Origin of the sequence: Streptomyces hygroscopicus (assembly GCF_026168105.1) — a bacterium.
In the GTDB taxonomy this organism is placed as follows: Bacteria; Actinomycetota; Actinomycetes; order Streptomycetales; family Streptomycetaceae; genus Streptomyces; species Streptomyces hygroscopicus_D.
Genome location: NZ_LBMW01000002.1, coordinates 15,332 through 40,070 on the forward strand (window position 1 = coordinate 15,332; position 24,739 = coordinate 40,070).

Below are 24,739 nucleotides of genomic sequence, written 5' to 3' on the forward strand. Positions count from 1 at the left end.
GCGGCCGGGAATCATCGAGGTGCGCCCCGTACGTTGGAGTAACTGCGGGGCCGATGTCGGACCCGGCTTGTAGGGTCTGATCATCACCAATCGGCACGATTGCCGACCATGTCGGGCGAACTGAGCGGGGTGAGGGTTATGGCGACCAAGGACACCGGCGGCGGACAGCAGAAGGCCACGCGCTCCACGGAGGAGGTCGAGGAGCAGGAGCAGGACGCGCAGGCGCAGGGCGACCTCAAGGAGCGGCACGAGAAACTGAGCGACGACGTGGACTCCGTCCTCGACGAAATCGATGATGTGCTCGAGGAGAATGCCGAGGACTTCGTGCGCTCCTTCGTTCAAAAGGGCGGACAGTAGGCCACTCTTCCCTGCGATTCGAAGGTGGACGGGGTTCAGGGGTGGTGGACGCGCCGAAGGTGAAGTGCTGCGCGCGGTGCGGCGAGGTCAAGCCGCGCGCAGTCTTCGCGACAAAGCCGCACTCTGACCGGGGCCGAAGCACGAGTGCGTCATCCGGCGGCCTGGTCGCGCGACGCCAGGCGTGTCGGGCCATCGACAACCGAGTCGGCCGCCTGAAGCGTCCGTACGGCATCACCGAAGCCGAACACGACGCGTTGATCGCCTCCCGAGGGGGCGTCTGCTGCATATCTCTGTCAGCTCCGGCAACGCATGTGGATCACTGCCATGAGACGGGTAGGGTCCGTGGCGTACTGTGCTTCAACTGCAATTCCGGCCTCGGCCTGTTGAGGGACGATCCCGCAGCTGCGCACCGAGCTGCCGACTACCTGGAAGGAAACGCGTGGAAGCCAACACTCGTAGCACCGGGCGTCTACCAGCTGCCTTCCTGACGCCTGGGTCGTCGTCCTTCATGGACTTCCTGTCGGAGCACCAGCCCCAGCTGCTGCCCGGCAACCGTCAGCTGCCCCCCACCCAGGGCGTGATCGAGGCCCCGCACGGCACGACCATCGTGGCCGCCACGTTCCCCGGCGGCGTGGTGCTCGCCGGTGACCGGCGGGCGACGATGGGCAATGTCATCGCGCAGCGGGACATCGAGAAGGTGTTTCCGACGGACGAGTACTCGGCGGTCGGCATCGCCGGTACGGCGGGTCTCGCCGTGGAGATGGTGAAGCTGTTCCAGCTGGAGCTGGAGCACTTCGAGAAGGTGGAGGGCGCGCAGCTCTCCCTGGAGGGCAAGGCGAACCGCCTGTCGACCATGATCCGTTCCAATCTCGGCATGGCCATGCAGGGCCTGGCCGTGGTTCCGCTCTTCGCCGGTTATGACGTGGACCGCGACAAGGGCCGCATTTTCTCCTATGACGTGACGGGCGGCCGCTCCGAGGAACACGGGTACGCGGCGACGGGTTCCGGCTCCATCTTCGCGCGCGGCTCGATGAAGAAGCTCTACCGTGAGGACCTGACCGAGGAGCAGGCGACGACGCTGGTGGTCCAGGCTCTGTACGACGCGGCTGACGACGACTCGGCGACCGGTGGTCCCGATCCCGCCCGCCGGATCTATCCGATTGTCACGGTGATCACCGAGGACGGTTTCCGCAGGCTCACCGAGGATGAGGCGGGCGAGACCTCGCACGCGGTCCTGGAGCACCGTCTGCGGCAGCCGGACGGCCCGAGGGCCGCTCTGCTCTGACGGCGGGCGTGTCCGGTTCTTGGCAAGGTGATCGAGTGACTTCGACTGAAAGGGACGGATAACCGGTGTCGACGCCGTTCTATGTCTCCCCCCAGCAGGCCATGGCCGACCGGGCGGAGTACGCCCGCAAGGGCATCGCGCGCGGCCGCAGCCTGGTCGTGATGCAGTATGCCGACGGCATCGTGTTCGTCGGTGAGAACCCGTCCCGTGCGCTGCACAAGTTCAGTGAGATCTATGACCGGATCGGTTTCGCGGCCGCCGGTAAGTACAACGAGTACGAGAATCTGCGGATCGGCGGTGTCCGCTATGCCGATCTGCGTGGGTACACGTACGACCGTGACGATGTGACCGCCCGTGGTCTGGCCAATGTGTACGCCCAGACGCTGGGCACGATCTTCTCGAGTGCGGCCGAGAAGCCGTACGAGGTGGAGCTGGTGGTGGCCGAGGTGGGGGAGACCCCGGAGGGCGACCAGATCTACCGTCTGCCGCATGATGGTTCGATCGTGGACGAGCACGGTTCGGTCGCGGTGGGCGGCAATGCCGAGCAGATCAGCAACTTCCTGGATCAGCGTCATCGCGACGGGATGACTCTGGCGGAGGCGCTCAAGCTGGCCGTGCAGGCTCTGTCGCGTGACACCAACGGCAGTGAGCGGGAGATTCCCGCGGAGCGCCTGGAGGTGGCGGTGCTGGATCGTACGCGTCCGCAGAAGCGCAAGTTCAAGCGGATCGTCGGCCGTCAGCTGGCGCGTCTGCTGCAGGCCGACGGGGCGACCTCGGCCGCGGAGGCGGAGGCGGAGGCCGAAGGGGAGGGTTCGGAGGACGAGGAGTGATCGTCCGTTCTGCCCGGGTGAGGTGTGTGGCGCCTCGTCCGCATCATGTCGCGCGCCCCGGCCGTTTCGACGGCCGGGGCGCGCGGCGTTTGTCGGTCAGGAGTGTGTGGGTCAGGAGTGTGGGGGTGCCGTGGACCCTCGTGCGACGAGTTCCACGGGGATGTCGCCCTGTTCGGGGGTGCCGCCTTCCAGAACGGCGAGGAGGGCCCGCATGCCGCGTTCGCCGAAGAGTTCGGCGTCCAGGCGGACGGTGGTCAGTTCGGGGTCGAGGGCGGTGGCGAGGGCGAGGTCGTCGAGGCCGGTGACGGAGAGGTCGTCGGGGATGCGGAGGCCGAGGCGGCGGGCTGCCTTGTAGGCGCCGGCGGCGAGTTTGTCGTCGTCGCAGACGACGGCGGTGGGGCAGAGGCCTTCCGGGGCGGCGAGGGCGGCTTCGGCGGCGGCGCGGGCGTCCTCGATGGAGATGGGGGCACGGGTGGTGCTCAGGCTGGTGCCGGGCACCTGGGCGAGGCGGTCGGCCAGTTCGCGGGCTCGTATTTCGAAGGTCCAGGAGGGGACGTCGGCGGCGAGGTGGAGGAAGCGGCGGTGGCCGAGGGTGAGGAGGTGTTCGGCGACCTGTCGTACGCCGTCGGCGATGTCCAGGTTGACGGTGGCGGCGCCGAGGCTGCCTTCGGGGTCGCTGTCGAGCATGACGAGGGGGAGTTGGTCGCCCCGGATCGCGGTGAGGGCGTCGGCAGCCATGGAGGAGGCGATCACGCCGTCGAGTGCTGCCTGCGCGGAGTGAAAGGGGTCTCGGGCGGGGCCGACGCCTTCGGGCGAGGGGTACAGGACGACGCCGAAGCCGTGTTCGGCGGCGACGCGGGCGGCGCCGGTGTAGACGCCGGCGAAGAATTCGGTGGTCAGTGCGGGGACGACGAGGAGGACGGTGCGGGTGCGGCCGAGGCGTAGGTTGCGGGCGGCGAGGTTGGGCCGGTAACCGAGTTCGCGTGCGGCCTGCCGGACGCGTTCGGCGGTGGTCTCGGAGACGCGTCCGCGCCATTTGTCGCCGAGGACGAGTGACACCGCGGCCTGGGAGACCCCGGCGGCCTGGGCGACGTCGCGGCTGGTGGGTCGCGTGCTAGCTCGTGCCACCGTGGACCTGCTCTCGTGCCACCGTGGGCCTGCTCTCTCGTCTGGACTCTCGGACAGCGCACATGGTACGTATGGCAGGAGAAGTTATACGTAAAACTTCTTTCGTCGCGGCCCGTCGCCGCACGGACAGGCACGGCAGAAGCACGGGAAGGGGTGGGTATGGCCGCCGGGTACCTCGAGATCCTCAGGGCGAGGCACGCCGCGCGCCTGCTCGTCGGGACGCTCGTGGGCCGGCTGCCGAACGCGACCGCCGCGATCGCCGTGGTGATGTTCGTGCGTGCCGAGGGCGGCACCTACAGTCTGGCCGGGGCGCTCGCCGCGGTCTACGGGGTCGCCAACGCCGTGGGTCAGCCGCTGCTCGGGCGGCTCGTCGACCTGTACGGGCAGCCGCGTGTGCAGGTGCCCGCGGCGGTCGTCTCCGCGCTCGCCATGACGGTGTTCGCTCTGACGGGCCTGGGACCGCTCGTGGTGGCGTATGCCGCCATGGTCGTCGCGGGGCTGTTCACGCCGCCCCTGGAGGGCGGTCTGCGGGCCCTGTGGCCGGTCGTGCTGCGCCGGGAGGAGCAGGTCCACACGGCGTACGCCATGGACGCGGTCGCCCAGGAGGTGATGTTCACCGTCGGCCCGCTGCTGGTGACCTTGTGTGTGTCGCTGTGGTCGGCGGGGGCCGCGCTCGTGGTGCTGAATGCCCTCGGTGTGCTGGGGGCGCTGTCGGTGGTCGTCTCGACACCGTCGCGTGCGTGGCGGTCGGCGCCGCGGGAGGCGCACTGGCTCGGTGCGCTGCGTTCGCCGGGGCTGCTGGCGCTGCTCGGCTCGTTCCTGTTCGTGGGGATCGCGCTCGGCTCCATCACGGTTGCGGCGGTGTCGTATGCCGACGGGCACGGCGGCGATGCGGCGTACGGCTGGCTGATGGCCGCGGTGGGGCTCGGGGCGCTGGTCGGTGGAGCCCTGTACGGGGCGCGGCAGTGGTCCGGTGCGCCGGAGCGGCGACTGCGTGCGCTCGTGGGGCTTCTGGCGGTGTGTTACCTGCCGCTGACGCTGATGCCGGGGGTGGTGGCGATGGTGCTGCTCACGGCGCTGGCGGGGGTCTTCCTGGCGCCCTGTATCGCATGCGCGTTCATCATCGTGGACCGGCATGCGCCGAGCGGTACCGTCACCGAGGCGTTCTCCTGGCTTGTGACGACGTTCACGGTGGGCGCGTCGGTGGGGACGGGGCTGGCGGGTCCGGTCGTGCAGGCGGGTGGTGCCCGCTGGGGATTCGCGGTGCCGGGCGCCGCGGGGGCCGTGTCGCTGCTGGTGTTGGTGGCCACCGGGCGGGTCCTCGCAGCTCCCGCTGGGGGTGAGGTGGTTGCGGGTTCACCGGAAAATGATCGAAACCGTGCTGTCGAACCCCGTTTCAGCTCAGGGGATCGGGCGTAATGTTCAGTCATGGACCGCCGCATTTTCGGGCTGGAGAACGAGTACGGCGTCACGTGCACGTTCAGGGGACAGCGCCGCCTGTCTCCTGACGAGGTGGCGCGGTACCTCTTCCGCCGTGTCGTGTCATGGGGCCGCAGCAGCAATGTGTTTCTGCGGAACGGTGCCCGCCTCTATCTCGACGTGGGCTCGCACCCGGAATACGCGACACCCGAGTGTGACAATGTGATCGAACTGGTCACTCACGACAAGGCCGGTGAGCGCATTCTCGAGGGGCTCCTCGTCGATGCCGAACGTCGCCTGCACGAGGAGGGAATCGCGGGTGACGTCTACCTCTTCAAGAACAACACCGACTCGGCGGGCAACTCCTACGGCTGTCACGAGAACTATCTGGTGGCGCGTCACGGGGAGTTCTCGCGGCTCGCGGACATTCTGATTCCGTTCCTGGTCACGCGGCAGCTGCTGTGCGGTGCCGGCAAGGTGCTGCAGACCCCGCGGGGTGCGGTGTACTGCGTGAGTCAGCGGGCCGAGCACATCTGGGAGGGCGTCAGCTCGGCGACCACGCGCTCCCGGCCGATCATCAACACGCGTGACGAGCCGCACGCGGACGCCGAGCGCTACCGCCGTCTGCATGTGATCGTCGGCGACTCGAACATGTCCGAGACGACCATGCTGCTCAAGGTGGGCGCCACGGATCTGGTGCTGCGCATGATCGAGGCGGGCACGGTGATGCGTGACCTGACCCTGGAGAACCCGATCCGGGCGATCCGGGAGGTCAGCCATGACATCACCGGCCGCCGCAAGGTACGTCTGGCGAGCGGCCGGGAGGCCTCCGCGCTGGAGGTGCAGCGGGAGTACTACGAGAAGGCCGTGGACTTCTGCGAGCGCCGTGGCATCCGCACGGGCACCGTGGAGCAGGTCCTGGAGCTGTGGGGCCGCACGCTGGACGCGATCGAGTCGGAGGACCTGGACCGGATCGGTACCGAAATCGACTGGGTGATGAAGTACAAGCTCATCGAGCGGTACCGCGCCAAGCACAACATGACGATGTCGCATCCGCGGGTCGCGCAGATAGACCTCGCGTACCACGACATCCACCGTCGCCGCGGCCTGTACTACCTGCTGGAAAAGAAGGGCCAAGCCGCCCGGATCTGCAACGACTTGAAGATTTTCGAGGGTAAGTCGGTGCCTCCGCAGACCACTCGGGCGCGGCTGCGCGGCGACTTCATCCGGCGAGCCCAGGAGCAGCGCCGCGATTTCACGGTCGACTGGGTGCATCTCAAACTCAACGACCAGGCCCAGCGGACGGTGTTGTGCAAGGACCCGTTCCGTTCGGTGGACGACCGGGTGGAGAAGCTCATCGCGGGAATGTGAGTCACGCGTTTCCCTGCATATCGCAGGAACGCAACGCGGGCGCCGTACGTTTCCCGTACGGCGCCCGTCCCACGCCGTAGAGTTGCGCGCACGTCATCCATCAAGATCGACCGATACGAGGCTCCATCGTGCGCCGACGCTCTCTTCTTCTTGCCGCCGTGCCCGCCGGACTGGTCACGCTCGCCGCCTGTGGCGAGAACAAGTCCGGGAAGGGCGTGTCCGGCACGAGTTCCTCTCCGGCGGCTCCGGCCACCTCCGCCGTACCTCCGCCGAAGATCGTCTCGGGGCCGTTGCCTCCGATCACCGCGGGCACCGGGTTCGGCGAGAAGCCGACGGTGGCCAAGGGCACCGGTTCCCCGTCGAAGGACCTGGCGGTGAAGACGGTGATCGCGGGCAACGGCCAGACGGTCGCGGAGAACGACTACGTCCAGGCGAACTACCTGGGCCAGATCTGGGCGACGGGGAAGGTCTTCGACAACTCCTACGACCGCAAGACTCCGCTGGTGATCCAGCTGTCCCGGGGCGGCATCATCGACGGCTGGCGGTATGCCCTCCAGGGGAAGAAGGCCGGCAGCCGCGTGGAGATGGCCGTGCCCCCGGCCTGGGGTTATGGCTCGCAGGGCAACCCGCAGGGGGGCATCAAGGGCACCGACACACTGGTGTTCGTGGTGGACATCCAGAACACGTTCAACTCCAAGAGCTCCGCCAAGGGCAAGGTCGTTCCGCAGAACAACGCCGATCTGCCGAAGGTCGGCACCAACACCGACGGCAAGGCTCCGTCGATCCAGGTGCCGAAGGCGAAGCCTCCGACGGGCCTGGTCGCGGACTACGTGATCGAGGGTGACGGGGACAAGGTCGCCGCGAACAGCAGCGTTCTGGTGCAGTACAAGGGCGTGCTGTGGGACACCGGCAAGGAGTTCGACTCCACGTACAGCCGCGGTCAGCTCGCGTCGTTCTCGCTGCAGCAGGTCGTCAAGGGCTGGGCCGAGGGCCTGACGGGCAAGAAGGTGGGCAGCCGGGTGCTCATCGTGGTCCCGCCGCAGCTTGGTTACGGCAACAACCCGCCCCAGGGCAGCGACATCAAGAAGGACTCCACACTGGTCTTCTCCGTGGACATCCTGGCGAAGATGTAACCCCCGCGGGGATGTGAGAGTGTCGGTGGTGCCGCAATGGCCTCGACAAGAACAACCAGGAGCTTTTGACGTGAGCATCGAGAAGCCCGAGATCGACTTCCCGGGCGGCGAGCCCCCGGCCGACCTCGAGATCAAGGACATCTGGGAGGGCGACGGCCCGGCGGCCAAGGCGGGCGACACCGTCGCCGTCCACTACGTGGGCGTGTCTTTCTCCTCGGGTGAGGAGTTCGACGCTTCCTGGAACCGCGGTACGCCGCTGAGGTTCCAGCTCGGCGTGGGCCAGGTCATCCCGGGTTGGGACAAGGGTGTGCAGGGCATGAAGGTCGGCGGCCGCCGCCAGCTGATCATTCCTCCGCACCTGGCCTACGGCGACCGTGGCGCCGGCGGCCGTATCAAGCCCGGTGAGACGCTGATCTTCGTCTGCGACCTGGTAGCCGTCTGATCCGACCGGAAACGATCAGCTGGGGCCCATGCCTGTCAGGGCATGGGCCCTCGGCTTTTGCCGCGACCCGTGCGAGCGGTACGGTCGTCGACCGTAAGCAATATAGGGAAGGCGAAGGGCGTCGATGGCCATTGCCAAGGCCGAGCGGCTGATGAACCTGGCGCTGTGTCTGCTCGGGACGCGACGGCCGCTCAGCAAGCGCGAGCTGCGGGAGTCCATCGAGGCTTACGTCGAGGCCTTTGGGCCGGGAAGAGGCGCGGCCTTTGGGCCGGGAAGAGGCGCGGCCTCCGGGCCGGAGAAGGCCGCGGCCGGGTCCGACGACTCCTTCAACCGCATGTTCGAGCGGGACAAGGACGACCTGCGTGAGCTGGGCCTGGTCATCGAGACGGTGGAGAACCTGGACGGCGAGGTCGGCTATCTCGCCCGCCGTGACAGCAACCGCCTTCCGCCCATCACCCTCGACGCCGAGGAGGCCGCCGCCCTCGGGCTGGCCGCCAAAGTGTGGCAGCAGGCCCGTCTCGCCGGCGCCGCGAGCGGTGCCCTGCAGAAGCTGCGCGCCGCGGGCCTGCCCGAGGACGTGGACCCGTACGAGGTCCATGGCGCGCTGGAGCCGCGCATCCCCGTGCACGAGGCCGCCTTCGAGCCGCTGATGCTGGCCTGCCGCGACCGCCGCCCCGTCGTCTTCGACTACCGCAAGGCCACCGCCGCCCGTCCCGAGCCGCGCCATGTCGAGCCCTGGGCGCTGGAGTGCTGGCGTGGCCACTGGTATCTGGCCGGCTGGGACCGGGACCGGGGCGCGGAGCGTGTGTTCCGGCTGTCCCGGATCACCGGCAAGGTACGCAGCCGCGGCGGCAGCTTCACCGCCGAGGTGCCCGACGTGGTCACCGTCCGCGAGACCGTCGCCGGCTGGGCGGGGGAGATCACCGACCGTTCGGCCCGGATCCGGCTGCGCACGGGCGCGGGCTATCCCCTTCGGGCGAAGGCCACCGCCGTACGGGAACTCGGTGACGGCTGGGACGAGTTGGAGATTCCGTACGGGCACGGCCTGGACGCGTGGCTGGTCGAGTTCGGGCCCGACGTGGTGGTCCTGGAGCCCGCGGAGCTGCGGGCCGACGTGGTGGACCGGCTGCGTGCCGTGGCCAAGGGCTGAGGGGGAGACGTAGGACAGTGGCAGGCAAACCGGCCAGGCCCGCGAACGCCATCGACCAGACCCGGCGGATGCTCTCCCTGGTGACGTATCTGCGGGAGCGCCCGGGCGCGCGCGTGGAGGACGTCGCGCGGGCGTTCGGGATCACCGAGGACGAGTTGGTCTCTGACCTCGACGTGCTGCCGATGTGCGGCACCAGCTTCCGCGGCGGTGACCTGCTCGACATCGACACCGACGGCGAGCACATCTGGTGGCACAACCCGGCCGCCCTCGGGGAGGATGCGGCCGAGCCGCTGCGCCTGGCGGCCGACGAGGCCACCGCGCTGCTGGTGGCCGCGCGGGCGGTCGCCACCCTGCCGGGTCTGCGCGAGAGCGACCGGCAGGCGCTGCTGCGCGCCACGGCCAAGGTGGAGAACGCGGCCGGCGAGGCCGCGGGCGCCAGCTCCCGCCTCTCGGTGACCTTCGAGTCCGAGGGCGGTGTCTTCGCGGACGTCGACCGGGCCATCTCGGAGCGCCGCCGTCTGTGGATCCGCTACTACTCGCCGGCCCGTGACGAGGTCACCGAGCGCGAGATCGACCCGATCCGGCTGGTCTCCGTCGGTCACACCTATGTGGAGGCGTGGTGCCGCCGCTCGGAGGCGCGCCGTACCTTCCGGCTCGACCGGGTCGCCGAGATCAAGATCCTGGACGAGCCGTCGGAGCCTCCGGAGGTCGAGCTGCGGGACCTTTCGGAAGGGCTGGTCCAGCCCGCCGCGGAGGACCCCGAGGTGGTCGTGGAGGTCGGCCCGGGCGGGCGCTGGGTCGCCGAGTACTACCCGCACGACAGCGCGGATGAGCTGCCGGACGGCGGGCTGCGTATCACCCTTCGGACCCCGGATCCGGCGTCGCTGCGCCGGCTGGCGCTGCGGCTCGGGCACGACGGCCGGATCGTGTCGCCGCCGGACCTCGCGGACAGTGCCCGCCGGGCGGCCCGTGAGGCGCTGGCGGCGTACGACGGACCGGACAGGGTCGAGGACGGGCCGTACGACAGGCGGGAGCAGGGGCTGTGAGCGGTTCTACGATGTCTGGTGCCTCGGAGCAGCCGGGTGCGCTGACCGGTGTGGAGCAGGCGCCCGGGGTCGCGGAGATGTCGGTGCGGACGGCCTTCGCCGGTATGAGACGGGTGGCCGACGTGGTGTTCAGAGCCGGCTGCCCGGACTGCAGGGCCCGTTTCGAACTGGGTGCGAGCGCGCTGCGGCTGGCGATCGGCGCCACCAGCAAGACCACCTTCTACTCCTTCACGTGCCCCGAGTGCGGTGCGTCCGTCCGCAAGCCGGCGGGGGAGCGCATCGTCGAGCTCCTCACCGGGGGCGGGGTGCGGACCCTGCGTCTGCACTCGACCCTCTAGGCTCGGCGTCATGTTCTGGCCGATGCTCGCGATCGCCCTGGGGTTCCTCGGGCTCGTGGTTCTGGGTGTGCTCGCCGTCCGGGTCTTCCTGGAGGCCGAGCGTCTTGGGCGGCAGGTGTCGGAATCCGCTCGCCGTATCAACCGCGCCGCGGCGGACCTGGAGCGGGCGACCGTGGGCGCCGCGCAGGCCGCCGAGCGGATATGAGCCGCTTCCCCGCGCCGGGGCCGGGCCGACGGTCTCATCCGAGTCAGGACGGCAGGTGCCTGCGACAGGAGTCGCCCGGGAGGGGGCGCAATGAGGTACTTCGCCCTGTCTACTTGCCTCCGCGGACAGGTACCCTGCTGATCGCGGCCCGGAGAACGAGGCGCGGTCCGCAGCGCGGGAGTACGCACAGGGATTGCCCCGCGTTCATCCCTGAGCGTTACGATCGCTGCACGGTAGCCGGACACATGTCCGACTGAATCGGACAGCATCCCCACCCCATGCCGCCTCGGTGAGAAGGTAAAGACTTATGTTCGGAAGGCTCGGAGCTCCCGAGATCATTCTCATCCTCGTCGTCATCGTCCTGCTGTTCGGCGCGAAGAAGCTTCCGGACATGGCGCGCTCTCTCGGCAAGTCCGCCCGTATCCTGAAGAGCGAGGCCAAGGCGATGAAGGATGACGGCAAGCCGTCCACGCCGGCCGGCCCGCCGAACGACGAGCAGTCCCCGGCCCAGCGCACGATCCAGGCCTCGCCCGGCGATGTGGCCAGCTCCCGGCCGGTCAACGAGCCGACGGACACGACCCAGCGCTGACGCACGGACCGGAGACTCCCGGTCCACTGCACGAGATGAGGATGTGGGTTGCTCAAGCCTGCCCGCAAGAAGGAGAAGGATCCCGAGGGGCGGATGCCGCTCGCGGATCACCTTCGTGAGCTACGCAACCGGCTCGCGAAAGCGATGCTGGCGATTCTCGCCGTCACGGTCGTCGCTGCCTTCTTCTACAACGACATCATCAACTTCTTCACCAAGCCGGTGCTCAGCTCGGTCGGCTGCCCCACCAGCTTCGCCGAACTTGCGAAGCAGCCCAAGGGCGCGACCTGCGCGCGGATCACGATCAACGGACTGCTCGCGCCGTTCACGCTCGCGCTGAAGGTGTCCCTGATGGCCGGCGTCGTGCTGGCCACGCCGGTGTGGCTGTACCAGCTGTGGGCCTTCGTCGCCCCCGGCCTGCACAGGAGCGAGAAGAAGTACGCCTACGCGTTCGTCGGCACCGGCGTCCCGCTCTTCCTCAGCGGCGCCTTCTTCGCATACAAGGTGCTGCCCACCACCGCGAAGGTCCTGATCGACTTCACGCCGCACGGCGTCGACAACCTGCTGCCGCTGGACGACCTGCTCAATCTCGTCACGCGCATGGTGATCGTCTTCGGTCTCTCCTTCGAGCTTCCGCTGCTGCTGATCATGCTCAACCTGACGGGCGTGCTGTCCGGCAAGCGCATGCTCGGCTGGTGGCGCGGCATGATCCTCGGCATCACGATCTTCGCCGCCTTCGCCACGCCCAGCACCGACCCTCTGACGATGCTGGCGCTCGCGGTACCGATCTGGGTGCTGTACTTCGGAGCGGTGGTCTTCGCGCTGATGAACGACAAGCGCAGGCGCCAGCGGGCGGCCATGGGCCCGGGCGACGACGAGGCCTCCGACCTGGACCTCACACCCGAGGCCATCGGCGAGGTGGAAGCGGTTCCCGCCTCCCGCGCGCTCCCGGAGAACGGCTCGGGCGAGGACCGGGTCAACGGTTACGACGACGTGACGTGAGTCCCCGGACACACCCCGAGGCGCCCTGACAACGGCGGTGTGCCCCACCGAGGACATCGGCGGGGCACACCGTCGTCCTCGTGATCCGGTTAATGATCGTCCCGTTGTCAGTGGGTCCCGGTACGCTCGAAAGCACGATGACAGAGGACCTCTCACCGGCCGAGCGGTACGCGGCAGCCCGCCAGCGCGCTGCCGAGCAGGCCACCGCGCTCGACTCCTTCCGCGAGATGTACGACTTCGGCCTCGACCCCTTCCAGATCGAGGCCTGCCAGGCGCTCGAGGCGGGCAAGGGCGTGCTGGTGGCCGCGCCCACCGGCTCCGGCAAGACGATCGTCGGCGAATTCGCCGTCCACCTCGCCCTCGGACAGGGCAGGAAGTGCTTCTACACGACACCCATCAAGGCGCTGTCGAACCAGAAGTACGCCGATCTGTGCCGCCGCTACGGCGTGGACAAGGTCGGCCTCCTCACCGGTGACAACAGCGTCAACTCCGAAGCCCCGATCGTCGTGATGACCACCGAGGTCCTGCGGAACATGCTGTACGCGGGCTCCCAGACGCTCCTCGGCCTCGGCTACGTGGTCATGGACGAGGTGCACTACCTCTCCGACCGTTTCCGCGGCGCCGTCTGGGAGGAAGTGATCATCCATCTGCCGGAGTCCGTGACGCTGGTGTCACTGTCGGCGACCGTGTCGAACGCGGAGGAGTTCGGCGACTGGCTCGACACCGTCCGCGGCGACACCGAGGTGATCGTGTCCGAGCACCGGCCCGTGCCGCTGTTCCAGCACGTTCTGGCCGGCCGCCGGATGTACGACCTGTTCGAGGAGGGCGAGGGCCACAAGAAGGCCGTCAACCCGGACCTCACCCGCCTGGCCCGGATGGAGGCCAGCCGCCCGTCGTACCAGGACCGCAGACGTGGCCGGGCCATGCGTGAGGCCGACCGCGAGCGGGAGCGCAGACAGCGCTCCCGGGTGTGGACACCGGGCCGGCCCGAGGTCATCGAGCGACTCGACGCCGAGGGCCTGCTGCCCGCGATCACGTTCATCTTCAGCCGGGCGGCCTGCGAGGCCGCCGTCCAGCAGTGCCTGTACGCCGGCCTCAGGCTCAACGACGAGGAGGAGCGGGAACACGTGCGCTCCCTCGTGGAGGAGCGTACGGCGTCCATTCCCGCCGAGGACCTGCACGTCCTGGGCTACTACGAGTGGCTGGAAGGCCTGGAGCGCGGTATCGCCGCCCACCACGCCGGCATGCTGCCGACGTTCAAGGAGGTCGTCGAGGAGCTCTTCGTACGGGGCCTGGTGAAGGCCGTGTTCGCGACCGAGACCCTCGCGCTCGGCATCAACATGCCCGCGCGCTCCGTGGTGTTGGAGAAGCTCGTCAAGTGGAACGGCGAGCAGCACGCCGACATCACTCCCGGCGAGTACACCCAGCTGACCGGCCGGGCCGGCCGGCGCGGCATCGACGTCGAGGGGCACGCGGTCGTGCTGTGGCAGCGCGGCATGAGCCCCGAGCACCTCGCGGGCCTGGCGGGCACGCGCACGTACCCGCTGCGCTCCAGCTTCAAGCCGTCGTACAACATGGCGGTCAACCTGGTCGCGCAGTTCGGCAGGCACCGCTCCCGCGAGCTGCTGGAGACGTCCTTCGCCCAGTTCCAGGCGGACAAGTCGGTCGTCGGCATATCGCGTCAGGTGCAGCGCAACGAAGAGGGCCTCGAGGGTTACAAGGAGGCCATGACCTGCCATCTCGGCGACTTCGAGGAGTACGCCCGGATGCGCCGCGAGCTGAAGGACCGCGAGACCCAGCTGGCCCGGCAGGGCGCGGCGCAGCGCCGCGCCGAGGCCGCCGTCGCCCTGGAGAAGCTCAAGCCCGGTGACGTCATCCACGTCCCGACCGGGAAGTACGCGGGCCTGGCCCTGGTCCTCGACCCCGGTCTGCCCGCCGGCCGTTCCAACGGGCATCGCGGATTCGAACACCATGACGGTCCGCGCCCGCTGGTTCTCACCGCCGAGCGGCAGGTCAAGCGGCTGGCGTCGATGGACTTTCCGGTGCCCGTCGAGCCGCTGGAGCGGATGCGCATCCCGAAGTCGTTCAACCCGCGCTCGCCGCAGTCCCGTCGCGACCTCGCCTCCGCGCTGCGCACCAAGGCCGGGCACATCCCGCCGGAGCGGCACCGCAAGAGGCGGTCGGAGGCCGCCGACGACCGGGAGATCGCCCGGCTGCGCACGGCGCTGCGCGCCCACCCCTGCCATGGGTGCAACGACCGTGAGGACCACGCCCGTTGGGCCGAGCGCCATCACCGGCTGCTGCGTGACACCTCGCAGCTGGAGCGCCGTATCGAGGGCCGTACCAACACCATCGCCCGCACCTTCGACCGTATCGTTGCGCTGCTCACCGAGCTGGACTATCTGCGCGGTGACGAGGTGACGGAACACGGCAAGCGCCTCGCGCGGCTGTACGGCGAACTGGACCTGCTGGCCAGCGAATGCCTGCGGGCCGGCGTGTGGGAAGGCCTCGCCCCGGCCGAACTGGCCGCCTGCGCCTCGGCATTGGTGTACGAGGCCCGAGCCGGCGACGACGCGATGGCGCCGAAGCTGCCGTCCGGCAAGGCGAAGGACGCGCTGGGCGAGATGGTGCGCATCTGGGGCAGGCTGGACGCCCTGGAGGAGGAGTTCCGGATCACCCAGACCGAGGGTGTCGGCCAGCGCGAGCCGGACCTCGGCTTCGCGTGGGCCGCGTACATGTGGGCGAGCGGCAAGGGACTCGACGAGGTCCTGCGCGAGGCGGAGATGCCGGCCGGTGACTTCGTGCGCTGGACCAAGCAGGTCATCGACGTCCTCGGCCAGATAGCGGCCGCTCCCGCAGAAGAGGGCTCGACCGTAACGAAGAACGCCCGCAAGGCGGTGGACGGCCTGTTGCGGGGAGTTGTGGCCTACTCGTCGGTCGGCTGAAACAGGGAATCCCGGCACCCGGGTGGCGTCGGCCGGTTCGACGCTGCCCGGCGTCATCGGGTGGTCGCCGTCTTCACTGAGGCAGCGGTGGACGCCGCGCCCGCTGTCGCCGACTCCTGACGCGTAGTCACTTCATAAGTGTTTCAAGGGATTTCACCCGTGCGGGCGGTCGATTCCGGACGTCCGTTCACCGTGACTCATTGCGTTCGAACAAAGACGCAGTGTGTAAATGCTGCCGAGCGTACTCCTGCTCCAGTGGCGATTTCAGGTGCTTGCTGAATATGACACAGCGATGATCCGGTCGGACTAAGCTCGCCCGCGGCGCACCGAGTTGAGGTGAATTCGCGCGCCTGTTCCCAAAAATTCCGAAGATCCAGTTGCTTCCTCATTCGATCCGGTACCTACCCCCGCTTTCCTTCCGCAAGCACCCAGATCCAGCCGATTCGTCTCAGAGGCATACATGGTGAGTGTTCAATCGCCCCCCGGTGGCCGTGAACTTCCCTCCCCGCGCGAGCTGTTGCTGCCCGCCATACTGATGGGAGCGGCGACGGGGGCCGCCGTCGCGGTGGTGCCGGGGCCCGCCCGGATCGCCGTGGGCTGGTGCGGAGCCGTCGCCACGATCCTGGTGACGGCCCTCGCGTCGATGGCGGCCCGCCGTGGCCGCACCCTCCGCGCGCTGCGTGCCGACTTCGCACAGCGCACCGCCCTTCTGGAACAGCGCATCGCCTCCCAGGACGACGACCTCGAGTACTTCCGCACGGAGGTCCTGCCCAGGACGCTCGAGGTGCTGCGCGGCGGAGTCTCCCCTGCCGAGGTGATCCGCACGGTCGTCGACGCGAGTCCCCAGTTCCGCGGAATCCCCCACCCCCAGCGCCAGTTGCTGCGCACCCTGCTCCAGATCGTCGACCGCGAGATCGCGATGCGCGACTCCTCGCAGCGCGCCTTCGTCAACATCGCCCGCCGCGTCCAGGCGATCGTGCACCAGCAGGCCAAGGAACTGAGGGAGATGGAGGAGGACCACGGGCGCAACCCCGAGGTCTTCGACGACCTGCTGCGCATCGACCACGGCACCGCGCTGATCGGGCGTCTCGCCGACTCCATCGCGGTCATCGGCGGCGGCCGCCCCGGCCGCCAGTGGCCCAAGCCCGTACCCCTCTACAGCGTGCTGCGCGGCGCGATGTCCCGCATCCTGGAGTACCGGCGCATCGACCTGGACTCCATCGCCAAGGTCAACATCAAGGGCACCTCCGTCGAGCCGATCATCCACGCCGCGGCCGAACTCCTCGACAATGCAACCCGCTACTCGCCGCCCCAGACCCGGGTGCACGTCACCGCCACCGAGGTGCAGACCGGCATCGCCGTCGAGATCGAGGACGGCGGCATCAGCCTCAGCGAGGAGAGCCGGGCCAAGGTCGAGAGGATGCTCGCCGACGCCCAGGCGGGCGTGGACGTCCAGAAGCTCGGCGAGGCGCCGCGCCTCGGTCTGGCCGTCGTCGGGCGCCTGTCGTCGATGTTCAACATGCACGTCTCGCTGCGGAAGTCGGCGTACGGCGGTGTCCGCGCCATCCTCGTCATTCCGAACGACATGCTGACCACCGAGCCGGCGCCCGGGTTCGCCCACGGCATCGGCGCCACCTCCGTGCCGACTCTGGACAACGACGGGGTCAAGGGCCCCGACCGCTCGATGAAGAAGCGCCGTCCGACCACCGGGCCCCGGATCCCGGCGCAGCTCGCCATGGAGGACGACGTCCCCGTGGTCACCGAGTGGACGGCGGGCGGCCTGCCGCAGCGGCGCAGCCGGGTGAAGATCCCGCTGAGCCAGCGCATCGCGGAGGCCGCCGACGCGGAGGCCGCCGCCCGGGCCGTGAAAGCCGCGACGCACGCCCCCTGGCGACCCGAACCCGAACCGGAGAAGGAGGAGCCCGCCCCCGGCCTGTGGGTCGAGGCGTTCATGAACGGGCTCAAGGCCGACCCGGACCCCAACGCCTTCTCCGCCGGGCCCCCGGCCGACGACGCGCATGCATTCAGCAGGAACGACGAGCCGGCTCCCGCCGAGGCCGACGACAAGGGGGACCTCAAATGATCCAGCAGCGCGGCAACTTCGACTGGTTGCTGAAGGAGCTCGCGGACGGCGTACCGGGCGTCCACCAGGTGGTGGTCCTCTCCGCCGACGGTCTGCGCATCGCCCGCTACGGCGGGGACCCCGACGCGGCCGACCGGGTCGCCGCGGCCTGCGCCGGACTGCAGAGCCTGGCCGGGGCGGTCGCGGCGGAGATCCCGGACAGCGACGGCCGGATGCGCATGGTCATCATCGAGATCGACGGCGGCTACTTCTACATGATGGCGGCCGGTCCCAACGCCTATCTCGCGGTGCTCGCCGACACCGTCGCGGAGGCCGGTCTGATGAGCAACCGCATGCGCGACCTGGTCCTGCGCATCGGCTCCCATCTGACGAGTCCGCCGCGGCGCAACGGGCAGACCGTATGACTCCTCCGCAACGCCGAAGGCGCAAACCAGAGGAGCAGCCCCCGCCGGAGCCCGTCACCTCCGACGGCGGGAAGCAGGGCGAGGAGAAGAACCCCGAGCGGTTGTACATCCTCACCGGCGCGGCCGACGGGACCGGGCGGGCCCCCATCGACCTGGTCACCCTGATCGTGGCGAGCGCCGATCCCCCGCCCACGGCCACCCCGGAGCAGTCGGCGCTGCTCCGGCTGTGCCGGGCCCCCCTGTCCGTGGCCGAGATCTCGGCCTATCTCAGTCTGCCGTTCAGTGTGGTGACCGTCCTGCTCACCGACCTGCTGGCGGCCGAACTGGTCCAGGCGCGCGCCCCGGTCGTCCGGCAGGCGGTGCCCGACCGTTCCCTCCTCGAAGCGGTGATACATGGACTTCAAAAGCTCTGACACCGTCCCCGGTCCACGGGCCGGGGACCACCTGCCGCACACGGCTCAGGCCGCGGTCAAGATCGTGATCGTGGGCGGCTTCGGGGTCGGCAAGACGACCATGGTCGGTTCCGTCAGCGAGATCAGGCCGCTGACGACCGAGGAGACCATGACCCAGGCGGGCATCGGAGTCGACGACAACTACGGCTCCGACAGCAAGACGGCGACGACCGTGGCCATGGACTTCGGCCGGATCAGCATCACCGATCAACTGGTGCTGTACCTGTTCGGCACCCCCGGCCAGGAACGCTTCTGGTTCCTTTGGAACGGCCTGTTCGAGGGCGCGCTCGGCGCGGTCGTGCTGCTCGACACCCGCCGCCTCGAGGTCAGCTTCGATGTGATCGGCCGACTGGAGGAGCGTGGCGTTCCCTTCGTCATCGCCGTCAACTCCTTCCCGGACGCGCCGCGTTATCCCGTCGAGGAGCTCCGCGCGGCCCTGGACCTGTCCGTCGAGATCCCGATCCTGGAGTGCGATGCGCGCCGCCGCGCCTCCAGCCGCGACGTCCTGATGACACTGATGCGCTTCCTGCACTCCCTGGCGACGGCCCGCGCGCGCGTCTGACCGGCCACGCACCCCGCCGAACCCGTTCCACCGCCCTGTCCCGTCCCTCATGCCCAGACACCGGATCCACCTCAGCTTTTCTCGGAGCGATCACCGTGACGCCTGAATCCCACTCCCTGACCGGCACGGACCTCACCGCCATGAACCTCGCCGGTACCCACGACCCGGCTCCCGTCCCGCCGCCCGGCTGCCCGGCCCACGGCCGCGGCCCCGGCGGGGTGCACCGGCTGTACGGTCCCGAGGCGGAGGACCGGGAAGCCCTGTACGAGAAGATGCGTGCCGAACACGGGGCCGTGGCCCCCGCGCTGCTCCACGACGACGTGCCGATCTGGGTGGTGCTCGGTCACAGCGAGAACCTGCACATGGTGCGTTCCCCCGCGCACTTCACCCGGGACAGCCGCATCTGGGCCCCGCTGCTGTCCGGCGAGATCCAGCCCGACCACCCGCTGACGCCGCACTTCGCCTGGCAGCCCATCTGCTCGTACGCCGAGGGCGACGAGCACCTGCGACTGCGCGGCGCGGTCACCGGCGCCATCTCGACCATCGACTACCGAGGTCTGCGCCGGTACATCAACCGGGCGACGCAGGCCCTCGTCAACCGGTTCTGCGAGGAGGGCCAGGCCGATCTGGTCGGCCAGTTCGCAGACCACCTGCCGATGGCGGTGATGTGCGAGGTCCTCGGCATGCCCGACGAGTACAACGACCGGATCGTGCACGCGGCCCGGGACATGCTCAAGGGCACCGAGACCGCGATCGCCAGCAACCAGTACATCGTGGACGCCCTGACCCGGCTCACCGCGTCCCGCCGGTCCCAACCCGAGGACGATTTCACCAGCCACCTCATCAAGCACCCGGCCGGGCTCACCGATGACGAGATCAGGGAGCATCTGCGGCTGGTCCTGATCGCGGCCTACGAGGCGACCGCCAATCTGCTCGCCAATGTGCTGCGCGTGGTGCTCACCGATCCGCGCTTCCGGGCCCAGCTCAACGGTGGGCAGATGACGGTGCCCGAGGCGGTCGAGCAGTCCCTGTGGGACGAGCCGCCCTTCAGCAGCATCCTCGGCTACTTCGCCAAGCAGGACACGGAGCTCGGCGGTCGGCGCATCCGCAAGGGCGACGGCCTGCTGCTGGGCATCGCGCCCGGCAACGTCGACCCCCGGGTGCGGCCCGACCTGTCCGCCAGCATGCAGGGAAACCGGTCCCACCTCGCCTTCGGCGGCGGCCCGCACGAGTGCCCCGGGCAGGACATCGGCCGCGCGATCGCCGACACCGGCATCGACGCGCTGCTGATGCGCCTGCCGGACATCGAACTCGACTGTGCGGAGGGCGAACTGCGCTGGACGGGGTCCATCGCCTCAAGGCATCTGGTGGAGCTGCCGGTGCGGTTCGAGCCGAGGCCACCGCAGGACGTGACCCAGCAGCCGGCCCTGGGCCCGATGCCGCAGCAGCGCCCCGGGTGGCTGATCACGACGCACGGGGCCGCGGACCCGGCGGCTGCCCCGGCCGCTCCGACGCAGCCGGCCGCCCGTCCGGCACCGTTCGAGCGGGCCGCCGAGCCCCGCCGCCGTCCGGGTCTTTGGCGGCGGGTGGTGCGGTGGTGGCGCGGTGAGTGAGCCGCCGGCGCGGTCTGACCGTTCCCGCCGGGCGCGCACCGGTCGGACACGCTCAGGGTGACCAGTCGTCGTACGACGACCACGACCGGAGCTCCCGCCCGCTCACGAAACGGTGTGCGCGACCCGTGACCGGATCGGTGAACTCCAGTACCCGCGCCAGCAGTTGGAGCGGGCGCCGGAAGTCGCCGGCCGGCACGGGGGCGGTCACCACCGGGTAGAGCGGATCGCCGAGGATCGGTAGTCCCAACGTCGCCATGTGCACGCGCAGTTGATGCGTCTGCCCGGTGCGCGGAAACAGTCGGTAGCGGCCACGCCCGGCGCGGTGCTCCAGCAGCTCGATGCGGCTGACTGCGTTGGGCTCGCCGGGAACCTCCCGGGCGGCCATGACCCCGCGTTCCTTCACGATCCGGCTGTGCACGGTGGTGGGCAGGGCCACCTCGGGGTCGTACGGGGCGACGGCCTCGTACTCCTTGCCGACCCGTCTGTCGCGGAACAGCGACTGGTACGTCCCGCGCTCCTCGGGCCGCACCGTGAACAGCACGAGCCCGGCGGTGAGCCGGTCCAGCCGGTGTGCGGCGGTCAGCGTCGGGATGCCCAGGTCGCGCCGGAGCCGCGCGAGGGCCGTCTCGGCGACATGGCTGCCGCGCGGGGTGGTGGCGAGGAAGTGCGGCTTGTCGGCGACGACGATGTGCTCGTCTCGGTGGACCACCTCGACCGGGTAGGGCACGCGCACCTCGTCGGGCAGGGCGCGGTGGAACCACACGTACATGCCCGGTACGTACGGCGCGTCACGCGTGACGGGCCGCCCGTCCGCCCCGACGACCAGCCCCGCCTCGAGCATCCCGTCGATCGTCCCGTCCCCGGCCGCGAGCCGTGCCACGAGATGGTCCCGCACGGTCGCCCACCCCTCCCCGAACGGCAACCGCACCCGCACGGGGTCGACCCCGTCGCGCTGGGGGAGGGGAGGGGGCGGGATCCGGGTCTTGCGTCGCATCACGGCCAAGCGTACGAGGTGCGGTGACCGCCGCGGGCCCGGAGCGCAACGGCTTCGGCAGTCAGGACCCCGTGCCGGACTGCTCCCGGTAGAAGGTGATCAGGGTGGCGGTGCCGTCCTTGTCGACGATCCGGATCGTCGGCTCGGCGATGTCGCTCGGGGCGACGTCGATCTCCCTGGGGTTCTGCACCATGTGCCGCAGGACGACCGGGTAGCGCGACGACTGCCCGCCGACGGCGACGACCACCACGTCGTCCTTGGGGTCGTAGGCCTCGTAGGCGAAGGGCAGTCGCTCGGCCTCGTGCTGGTGCCCGATCTCGGGGTCCAGTATCTCGATGGTGACGAGTTCCCCCTCGTGTTCCTGGGTGATCTCGTCGAGGGCGGTCTGCCAGGTCCTCCGGTCGAGCGTTCCGGTGTCGGCCATCGTCGGGTCTCCCTCCGGTGGTGCGGATCGGTTCTCCCTACGACGTTCGTCGCAGCCCTCGCCGGCCGCCTCGGCCCGGTAGGTCGAGCGGCGCGGCCGTGCTTGACCCACCGGGACGAACCGGTCGGACACCGGCCCCGTCAGTGGGCTGGGCTCTTGCGAGACCTCGCGGGACGCGATACATCGTGTCTATTGCGGGCTTCGCGTCAACGCGATATGTTCGTTCACGGATATTCGGTGACGGAGTGTGGAGCGAGGTGCACGCCATGGCGACGAAGCGTCGGAAGCTGGGCAACCCGCTGGCGCTCGCGGTCATGGTGCTGCTCACCGAGAAGCCGATGCATCCGTACGAGATCGCCCAGACCCTGCGCCGTCGCGGCAAGGACGCCAGCCTGAAGATCAACTACGGCTCCCTGTACACCGTCGTCCAGAACCTGGAGAAGCACGGCTTCGTCGAGGTCGCCGAGGTGCAGCGGCAGGGCAACCGCCCCGAGCGCACGCTCTACGGCATCACGGACGCAGGGCGGGTGGAGGCCATGGAGTGGCTGTCCGACCTGCTCGCCGTCCCGGTGCAGGAGTACCCCGTCTTCGAGGCGGCGCTCTCCCTGCTGGGCATGCTTCACCCCGACGAGGTGGCCCGTCTGCTGGGGGAGCGGCTCGACACCCTCGAGGTGCGGGCCGCGAGCCTGCGCGGCGGCCTGGAGAAGCTCTCCGAGGCCCTTCCGCGGCTCTTCCTGATCGAGTCCGAGTACAAGCTGCACATGATCGAGGCGGAGGCCGCCTGGGTCCGCGGCTTCCTCGCGGAGATCACGGCAGGCACGTTCCCCGGGGTCGAGGAGTGGCGGACGTTCAACGAGACGGGGGAGGTCCCTCAGGAGTACCGGAAGCTGCAGGGCGGCGACTTCGACAGACCGTAGCCGCCGTAGAGAAGAGGACCCCGGCAGGGCTGTTGCAGCAGCCGGGCCGGGGTCCCCGACCCCGAGCTGAATCCGCCGTGAGGCACATCCAGGCGATCGAGGTGCGGCACACCCAGGATAGCCCGGCGCTCTTCACGCGGATCAGTCGTCATCCGCTCGTCCGGAGGGCGGCGCCGTCCGCATACCGCGGACCCGCCGTCGTCCGCTGTCCACAGGAGAGCAGTCGTCATGACCACCCGTGCGTCCGCAGTAGAGGCGCGTCAGCTGACCAAGACCTATCCCGGGGACGTCACCGCCCTCAACGGCATGGACGTCACCGTCGAACAGGGCACCGTGTTCGGCCTGTTGGGGCCGAACGGCGCCGGCAAGTCCACCACCGTCAAGATCCTCACCACCCTGGCGCGCCCCGACTCCGGCACCGCGACCGTCGCGGGGCACGATGTGCTGCGCCACCCCGACCGGGTGCGCCGTGCGATCGGTGTCGTCGCCCAGAGCTCCGGCGCCGACCCGGTCGCGACCGGCCGTGAGAACCTCCAACTCCAGGGCAGGCTCCATGGGTTGAGGGGGACGGCGCTGAACGGCCGCGTCGACGAGCTGCTGGAGCGCTTCAAGCTCGCCGACGCCGCGCGGCGCCCGGTCAAGGGCTACTCGGGCGGGATGCGGCGCCGCCTGGACGTGGCGCTCGGTCTCGTCCACCGCCCCGAGGTGCTCTTCCTCGACGAGCCCACCACCGGACTCGACCCGGAGGCACGCGCCGCAATGTGGGACGAGATAGCCCGCCTCGCCGGTGACGAGGGACTGACCATCCTGCTCACCACGCACTACCTCGAGGAGGCCGACCGGCTCGCCGAGCGCGTCGCGATCGTCGACCGCGGCCGAGTCGTGGTCGAGGGGACCCCGGAATCCCTGAAGGGCGAACTGCGCGGCGACGCCGTCCATATGGAACTGCGCGAGGCGGTCGGCGACGCCGGACGAACGCTGCTGCGCGGCGCCCTCGGCTCCCTGCCGGGCGTGCACGAGGTGCTGTGCGACGGGCGCCGGATCAGCGTCCGCGCCGACGACGGGGCGGCCACCATACCCGTGCTGCTCGGCTCATTGGAGCGTGCCGGGGTCGGGGTCGCCTCCGCCACCATCGCCCGCCCCTCACTCGACGACGTCTACCTCCGTTACACGGGCCGCCGTTACTCCGAGGCCGAAGCCGAAGGCACCGGCGTCCTCGCCCTCGCGGGAGGTGCCCGATGAGCACCGCCGTCTCCCAGACCTGGTACATGACTCAGCGTCAGCTCATGGTGTTCGCGCGCCAGCCCGCCTACGCGGTCGTCACCCTGATCCAGCCGGTGATCTGGCTTTTCCTCTTCGGCAGTCTCTTCAGGAAGGTCGTCGAACTGGGCGGCTTCGGCACGACGTCCTACTTGGACTACCTCGTGCCGGGCGTGGTCGTGATGAGCGCCCTCAGCTCCAACATGTGGGCGGGGATGAGTACGCTCGACGAGATCCAGCGGGGCACGCTCAACCGCTTCCTGACCACCCCGGTCAGCCGGGCCGCGCTGATGAACGGCAACGTCGTCCACAACGCCCTCACCACGGCCCTGCAGTCGGTGATCATCGTGCTGCTCGGACTGCTGGGCGGCGCGGACTACCCCGGCGGGGCCGCGGGCGTCACGATACTGATCATCGCCGCGGTGCTGCTCGGCACCGTCTTCGGGGCGCTGTCCAATGCGCTGGGCATGCTGGTACGGGAGCGGGAGTCGATCATCGGGATCAACACCTTCCTGCTGCTCCCGCTCACCTTCCTGTCCTCGGCGTTCATGGCAACGTCGCAGATGCCCTCGTGGATGCGGCACATCGCCGACTTCAATCCGCTCAACTGGGCGATGGTGGCGGGCCGTTCGGCGATGTCCGAGCATCCCGACTGGGGTGTGGTGGCCGGCCGGGGCGGAGCGCTGCTGGTGCTGGCGGTCGTCGCGGTATGGCTGTCGATCCGGACGTTCCGGTCGTACCAGCGATCGGTGTGAGCACGGCACGAGGAAGCGGCGGCACCTCGAGGGTGCCG

General features: G+C 69.5%; 26 protein-coding genes. 23 read left to right on the plus strand and 3 right to left on the minus strand.

Annotated features, from left to right (window positions below):
- The first annotated feature begins 138 nt into the window (after positions 1-138).
- The 4 genes from AAW14_RS02385 (at position 139) to prcA (ending at position 2,472) form a co-directional block, all read left to right on the plus strand.
- Positions 139-357, plus strand: coding sequence for a ubiquitin-like protein Pup (locus AAW14_RS02385; protein WP_265559308.1), 219 nt, complete (start codon positions 139-141; stop codon positions 355-357).
- A 59-nt stretch (positions 358-416) separates the two neighbouring features.
- The gene (locus AAW14_RS02390) at positions 417-845 is read left to right on the plus strand and encodes an endonuclease VII domain-containing protein (RefSeq protein ID WP_265559864.1); all 429 of its coding nucleotides are present in this window, start codon (positions 417-419) and stop codon (positions 843-845) included.
- Positions 797-1,642, plus strand: a complete 846-nt coding sequence (gene prcB, locus AAW14_RS02395) for a proteasome subunit beta (RefSeq protein ID WP_265559310.1) — start codon at positions 797-799, stop codon at positions 1,640-1,642. The genes AAW14_RS02390 and prcB overlap by 49 nt, the downstream gene beginning before the upstream one ends.
- 65 nt (positions 1,643-1,707) lie before the next feature.
- Positions 1,708-2,472, plus strand: coding sequence for a proteasome subunit alpha (gene prcA, locus AAW14_RS02400; protein WP_265559312.1), 765 nt, complete (start codon positions 1,708-1,710; stop codon positions 2,470-2,472).
- Positions 2,473-2,583: 111 nt separating this feature from the next.
- Here prcA and AAW14_RS02405 read toward each other — a convergent pair whose 3' ends face one another.
- Positions 2,584-3,600, minus strand: a complete 1,017-nt coding sequence (locus tag AAW14_RS02405; protein WP_265559314.1) for a LacI family DNA-binding transcriptional regulator — start codon at positions 3,598-3,600, stop codon at positions 2,584-2,586.
- A 159-nt stretch (positions 3,601-3,759) separates the two neighbouring features.
- On the opposite strand from AAW14_RS02405, the gene AAW14_RS02410 reads away from it, so the two are divergent.
- The 16 genes from AAW14_RS02410 to AAW14_RS02485 all read left to right on the plus strand — a co-directional run bounded on the left by AAW14_RS02410 (position 3,760) and on the right by AAW14_RS02485 (position 20,351).
- Positions 3,760-5,019, plus strand: coding sequence for an MFS transporter (locus tag AAW14_RS02410; protein ID WP_265559316.1), 1,260 nt, complete (start codon positions 3,760-3,762; stop codon positions 5,017-5,019).
- Positions 5,020-5,028: 9 nt separating this feature from the next.
- Positions 5,029-6,390, plus strand: a complete 1,362-nt coding sequence (gene pafA, locus AAW14_RS02415) for a Pup--protein ligase (protein ID WP_019754142.1) — start codon at positions 5,029-5,031, stop codon at positions 6,388-6,390.
- A gap of 128 nt (positions 6,391-6,518) precedes the next feature.
- Positions 6,519-7,523 carry an FKBP-type peptidyl-prolyl cis-trans isomerase gene (locus tag AAW14_RS02420; RefSeq protein WP_265559321.1) on the plus strand — a complete coding sequence of 335 codons (1,005 nt, stop codon included), beginning with the start codon at positions 6,519-6,521 and terminating at the stop codon, positions 7,521-7,523.
- Between the two features lie 70 nt (positions 7,524-7,593).
- A complete protein-coding gene (locus tag AAW14_RS02425; RefSeq protein WP_265559323.1) occupies positions 7,594-7,965 on the plus strand; it encodes an FKBP-type peptidyl-prolyl cis-trans isomerase in 372 nt (123 codons plus the stop codon).
- 124 nt (positions 7,966-8,089) lie between these two features.
- Positions 8,090-9,115 carry a helix-turn-helix transcriptional regulator gene (locus AAW14_RS02430; protein WP_265559324.1) on the plus strand — a complete coding sequence of 342 codons (1,026 nt, stop codon included), beginning with the start codon at positions 8,090-8,092 and terminating at the stop codon, positions 9,113-9,115.
- A 17-nt stretch (positions 9,116-9,132) separates the two neighbouring features.
- Positions 9,133-10,161 carry a helix-turn-helix transcriptional regulator gene (locus tag AAW14_RS02435; protein WP_265559326.1) on the plus strand — a complete coding sequence of 343 codons (1,029 nt, stop codon included), beginning with the start codon at positions 9,133-9,135 and terminating at the stop codon, positions 10,159-10,161.
- Positions 10,162-10,172: 11 nt separating this feature from the next.
- Positions 10,173-10,499 (plus strand): hypothetical protein, encoded by a 327-nt coding sequence (locus tag AAW14_RS02440; protein WP_416223240.1) that lies wholly within the window; start codon positions 10,173-10,175, stop codon positions 10,497-10,499.
- Between the two features lie 10 nt (positions 10,500-10,509).
- On the plus strand, positions 10,510-10,704 hold the full coding sequence (locus AAW14_RS02445; RefSeq protein WP_265559328.1) for a hypothetical protein: 195 nt from the start codon (positions 10,510-10,512) through the stop codon (positions 10,702-10,704).
- A gap of 307 nt (positions 10,705-11,011) precedes the next feature.
- Complete coding sequence (tatA, locus tag AAW14_RS02450; protein ID WP_265559330.1) at positions 11,012-11,293, plus strand: Sec-independent protein translocase subunit TatA; 282 nt, start codon at positions 11,012-11,014, stop codon at positions 11,291-11,293.
- A 48-nt stretch (positions 11,294-11,341) separates the two neighbouring features.
- Positions 11,342-12,292, plus strand: coding sequence for a twin-arginine translocase subunit TatC (gene tatC / locus AAW14_RS02455; protein WP_265559333.1), 951 nt, complete (start codon positions 11,342-11,344; stop codon positions 12,290-12,292).
- A gap of 92 nt (positions 12,293-12,384) precedes the next feature.
- Positions 12,385-15,237: a DEAD/DEAH box helicase gene (locus AAW14_RS02460; RefSeq protein ID WP_265559868.1), complete on the plus strand. Its 2,853-nt coding sequence runs from the start codon at positions 12,385-12,387 to the stop codon at positions 15,235-15,237.
- A gap of 460 nt (positions 15,238-15,697) precedes the next feature.
- On the plus strand, positions 15,698-17,320 hold the full coding sequence (locus AAW14_RS02465) for an ATP-binding protein (RefSeq protein WP_265559336.1): 1,623 nt from the start codon (positions 15,698-15,700) through the stop codon (positions 17,318-17,320).
- Positions 17,317-17,724: a roadblock/LC7 domain-containing protein gene (locus tag AAW14_RS02470; RefSeq protein WP_265559338.1), complete on the plus strand. Its 408-nt coding sequence runs from the start codon at positions 17,317-17,319 to the stop codon at positions 17,722-17,724. Before AAW14_RS02465 ends, AAW14_RS02470 begins: the two co-directional genes overlap by 4 nt.
- The gene (locus AAW14_RS02475; protein ID WP_265559340.1) at positions 17,721-18,137 is read left to right on the plus strand and encodes a DUF742 domain-containing protein; all 417 of its coding nucleotides are present in this window, start codon (positions 17,721-17,723) and stop codon (positions 18,135-18,137) included. The genes AAW14_RS02470 and AAW14_RS02475 overlap by 4 nt, the downstream gene beginning before the upstream one ends.
- Positions 18,118-18,738: a GTP-binding protein gene (locus AAW14_RS02480; protein ID WP_265559342.1), complete on the plus strand. Its 621-nt coding sequence runs from the start codon at positions 18,118-18,120 to the stop codon at positions 18,736-18,738. Before AAW14_RS02475 ends, AAW14_RS02480 begins: the two co-directional genes overlap by 20 nt.
- A gap of 95 nt (positions 18,739-18,833) precedes the next feature.
- The gene (locus AAW14_RS02485) at positions 18,834-20,351 is read left to right on the plus strand and encodes a cytochrome P450 (protein ID WP_416223241.1); all 1,518 of its coding nucleotides are present in this window, start codon (positions 18,834-18,836) and stop codon (positions 20,349-20,351) included.
- A gap of 52 nt (positions 20,352-20,403) precedes the next feature.
- On the opposite strand, the gene AAW14_RS02490 is transcribed toward AAW14_RS02485, so the two are convergent.
- Complete coding sequence (locus AAW14_RS02490) at positions 20,404-21,345, minus strand: RluA family pseudouridine synthase (RefSeq protein ID WP_265559343.1); 942 nt, start codon at positions 21,343-21,345, stop codon at positions 20,404-20,406.
- 61 nt (positions 21,346-21,406) lie between these two features.
- Complete coding sequence (locus AAW14_RS02495; protein WP_265559345.1) at positions 21,407-21,769, minus strand: DUF5335 family protein; 363 nt, start codon at positions 21,767-21,769, stop codon at positions 21,407-21,409.
- Positions 21,770-22,035: 266 nt separating this feature from the next.
- Here AAW14_RS02495 and AAW14_RS02500 point away from each other — a divergent pair, with 266 nt between their 5' ends.
- The 3 genes from AAW14_RS02500 to AAW14_RS02510 all read left to right on the plus strand — a co-directional run bounded on the left by AAW14_RS02500 (position 22,036) and on the right by AAW14_RS02510 (position 24,701).
- On the plus strand, positions 22,036-22,686 hold the full coding sequence (locus AAW14_RS02500; RefSeq protein ID WP_265559347.1) for a PadR family transcriptional regulator: 651 nt from the start codon (positions 22,036-22,038) through the stop codon (positions 22,684-22,686).
- A 228-nt stretch (positions 22,687-22,914) separates the two neighbouring features.
- Entirely contained in the window at positions 22,915-23,928 is a 1,014-nt protein-coding gene (locus tag AAW14_RS02505) for an ATP-binding cassette domain-containing protein (protein ID WP_265559349.1), read from the plus strand.
- Positions 23,925-24,701 carry an ABC transporter permease gene (locus tag AAW14_RS02510; RefSeq protein ID WP_265559351.1) on the plus strand — a complete coding sequence of 259 codons (777 nt, stop codon included), beginning with the start codon at positions 23,925-23,927 and terminating at the stop codon, positions 24,699-24,701. The genes AAW14_RS02505 and AAW14_RS02510 overlap by 4 nt, the downstream gene beginning before the upstream one ends.
- The last annotated feature ends 38 nt before the right edge of the window (positions 24,702-24,739 follow it).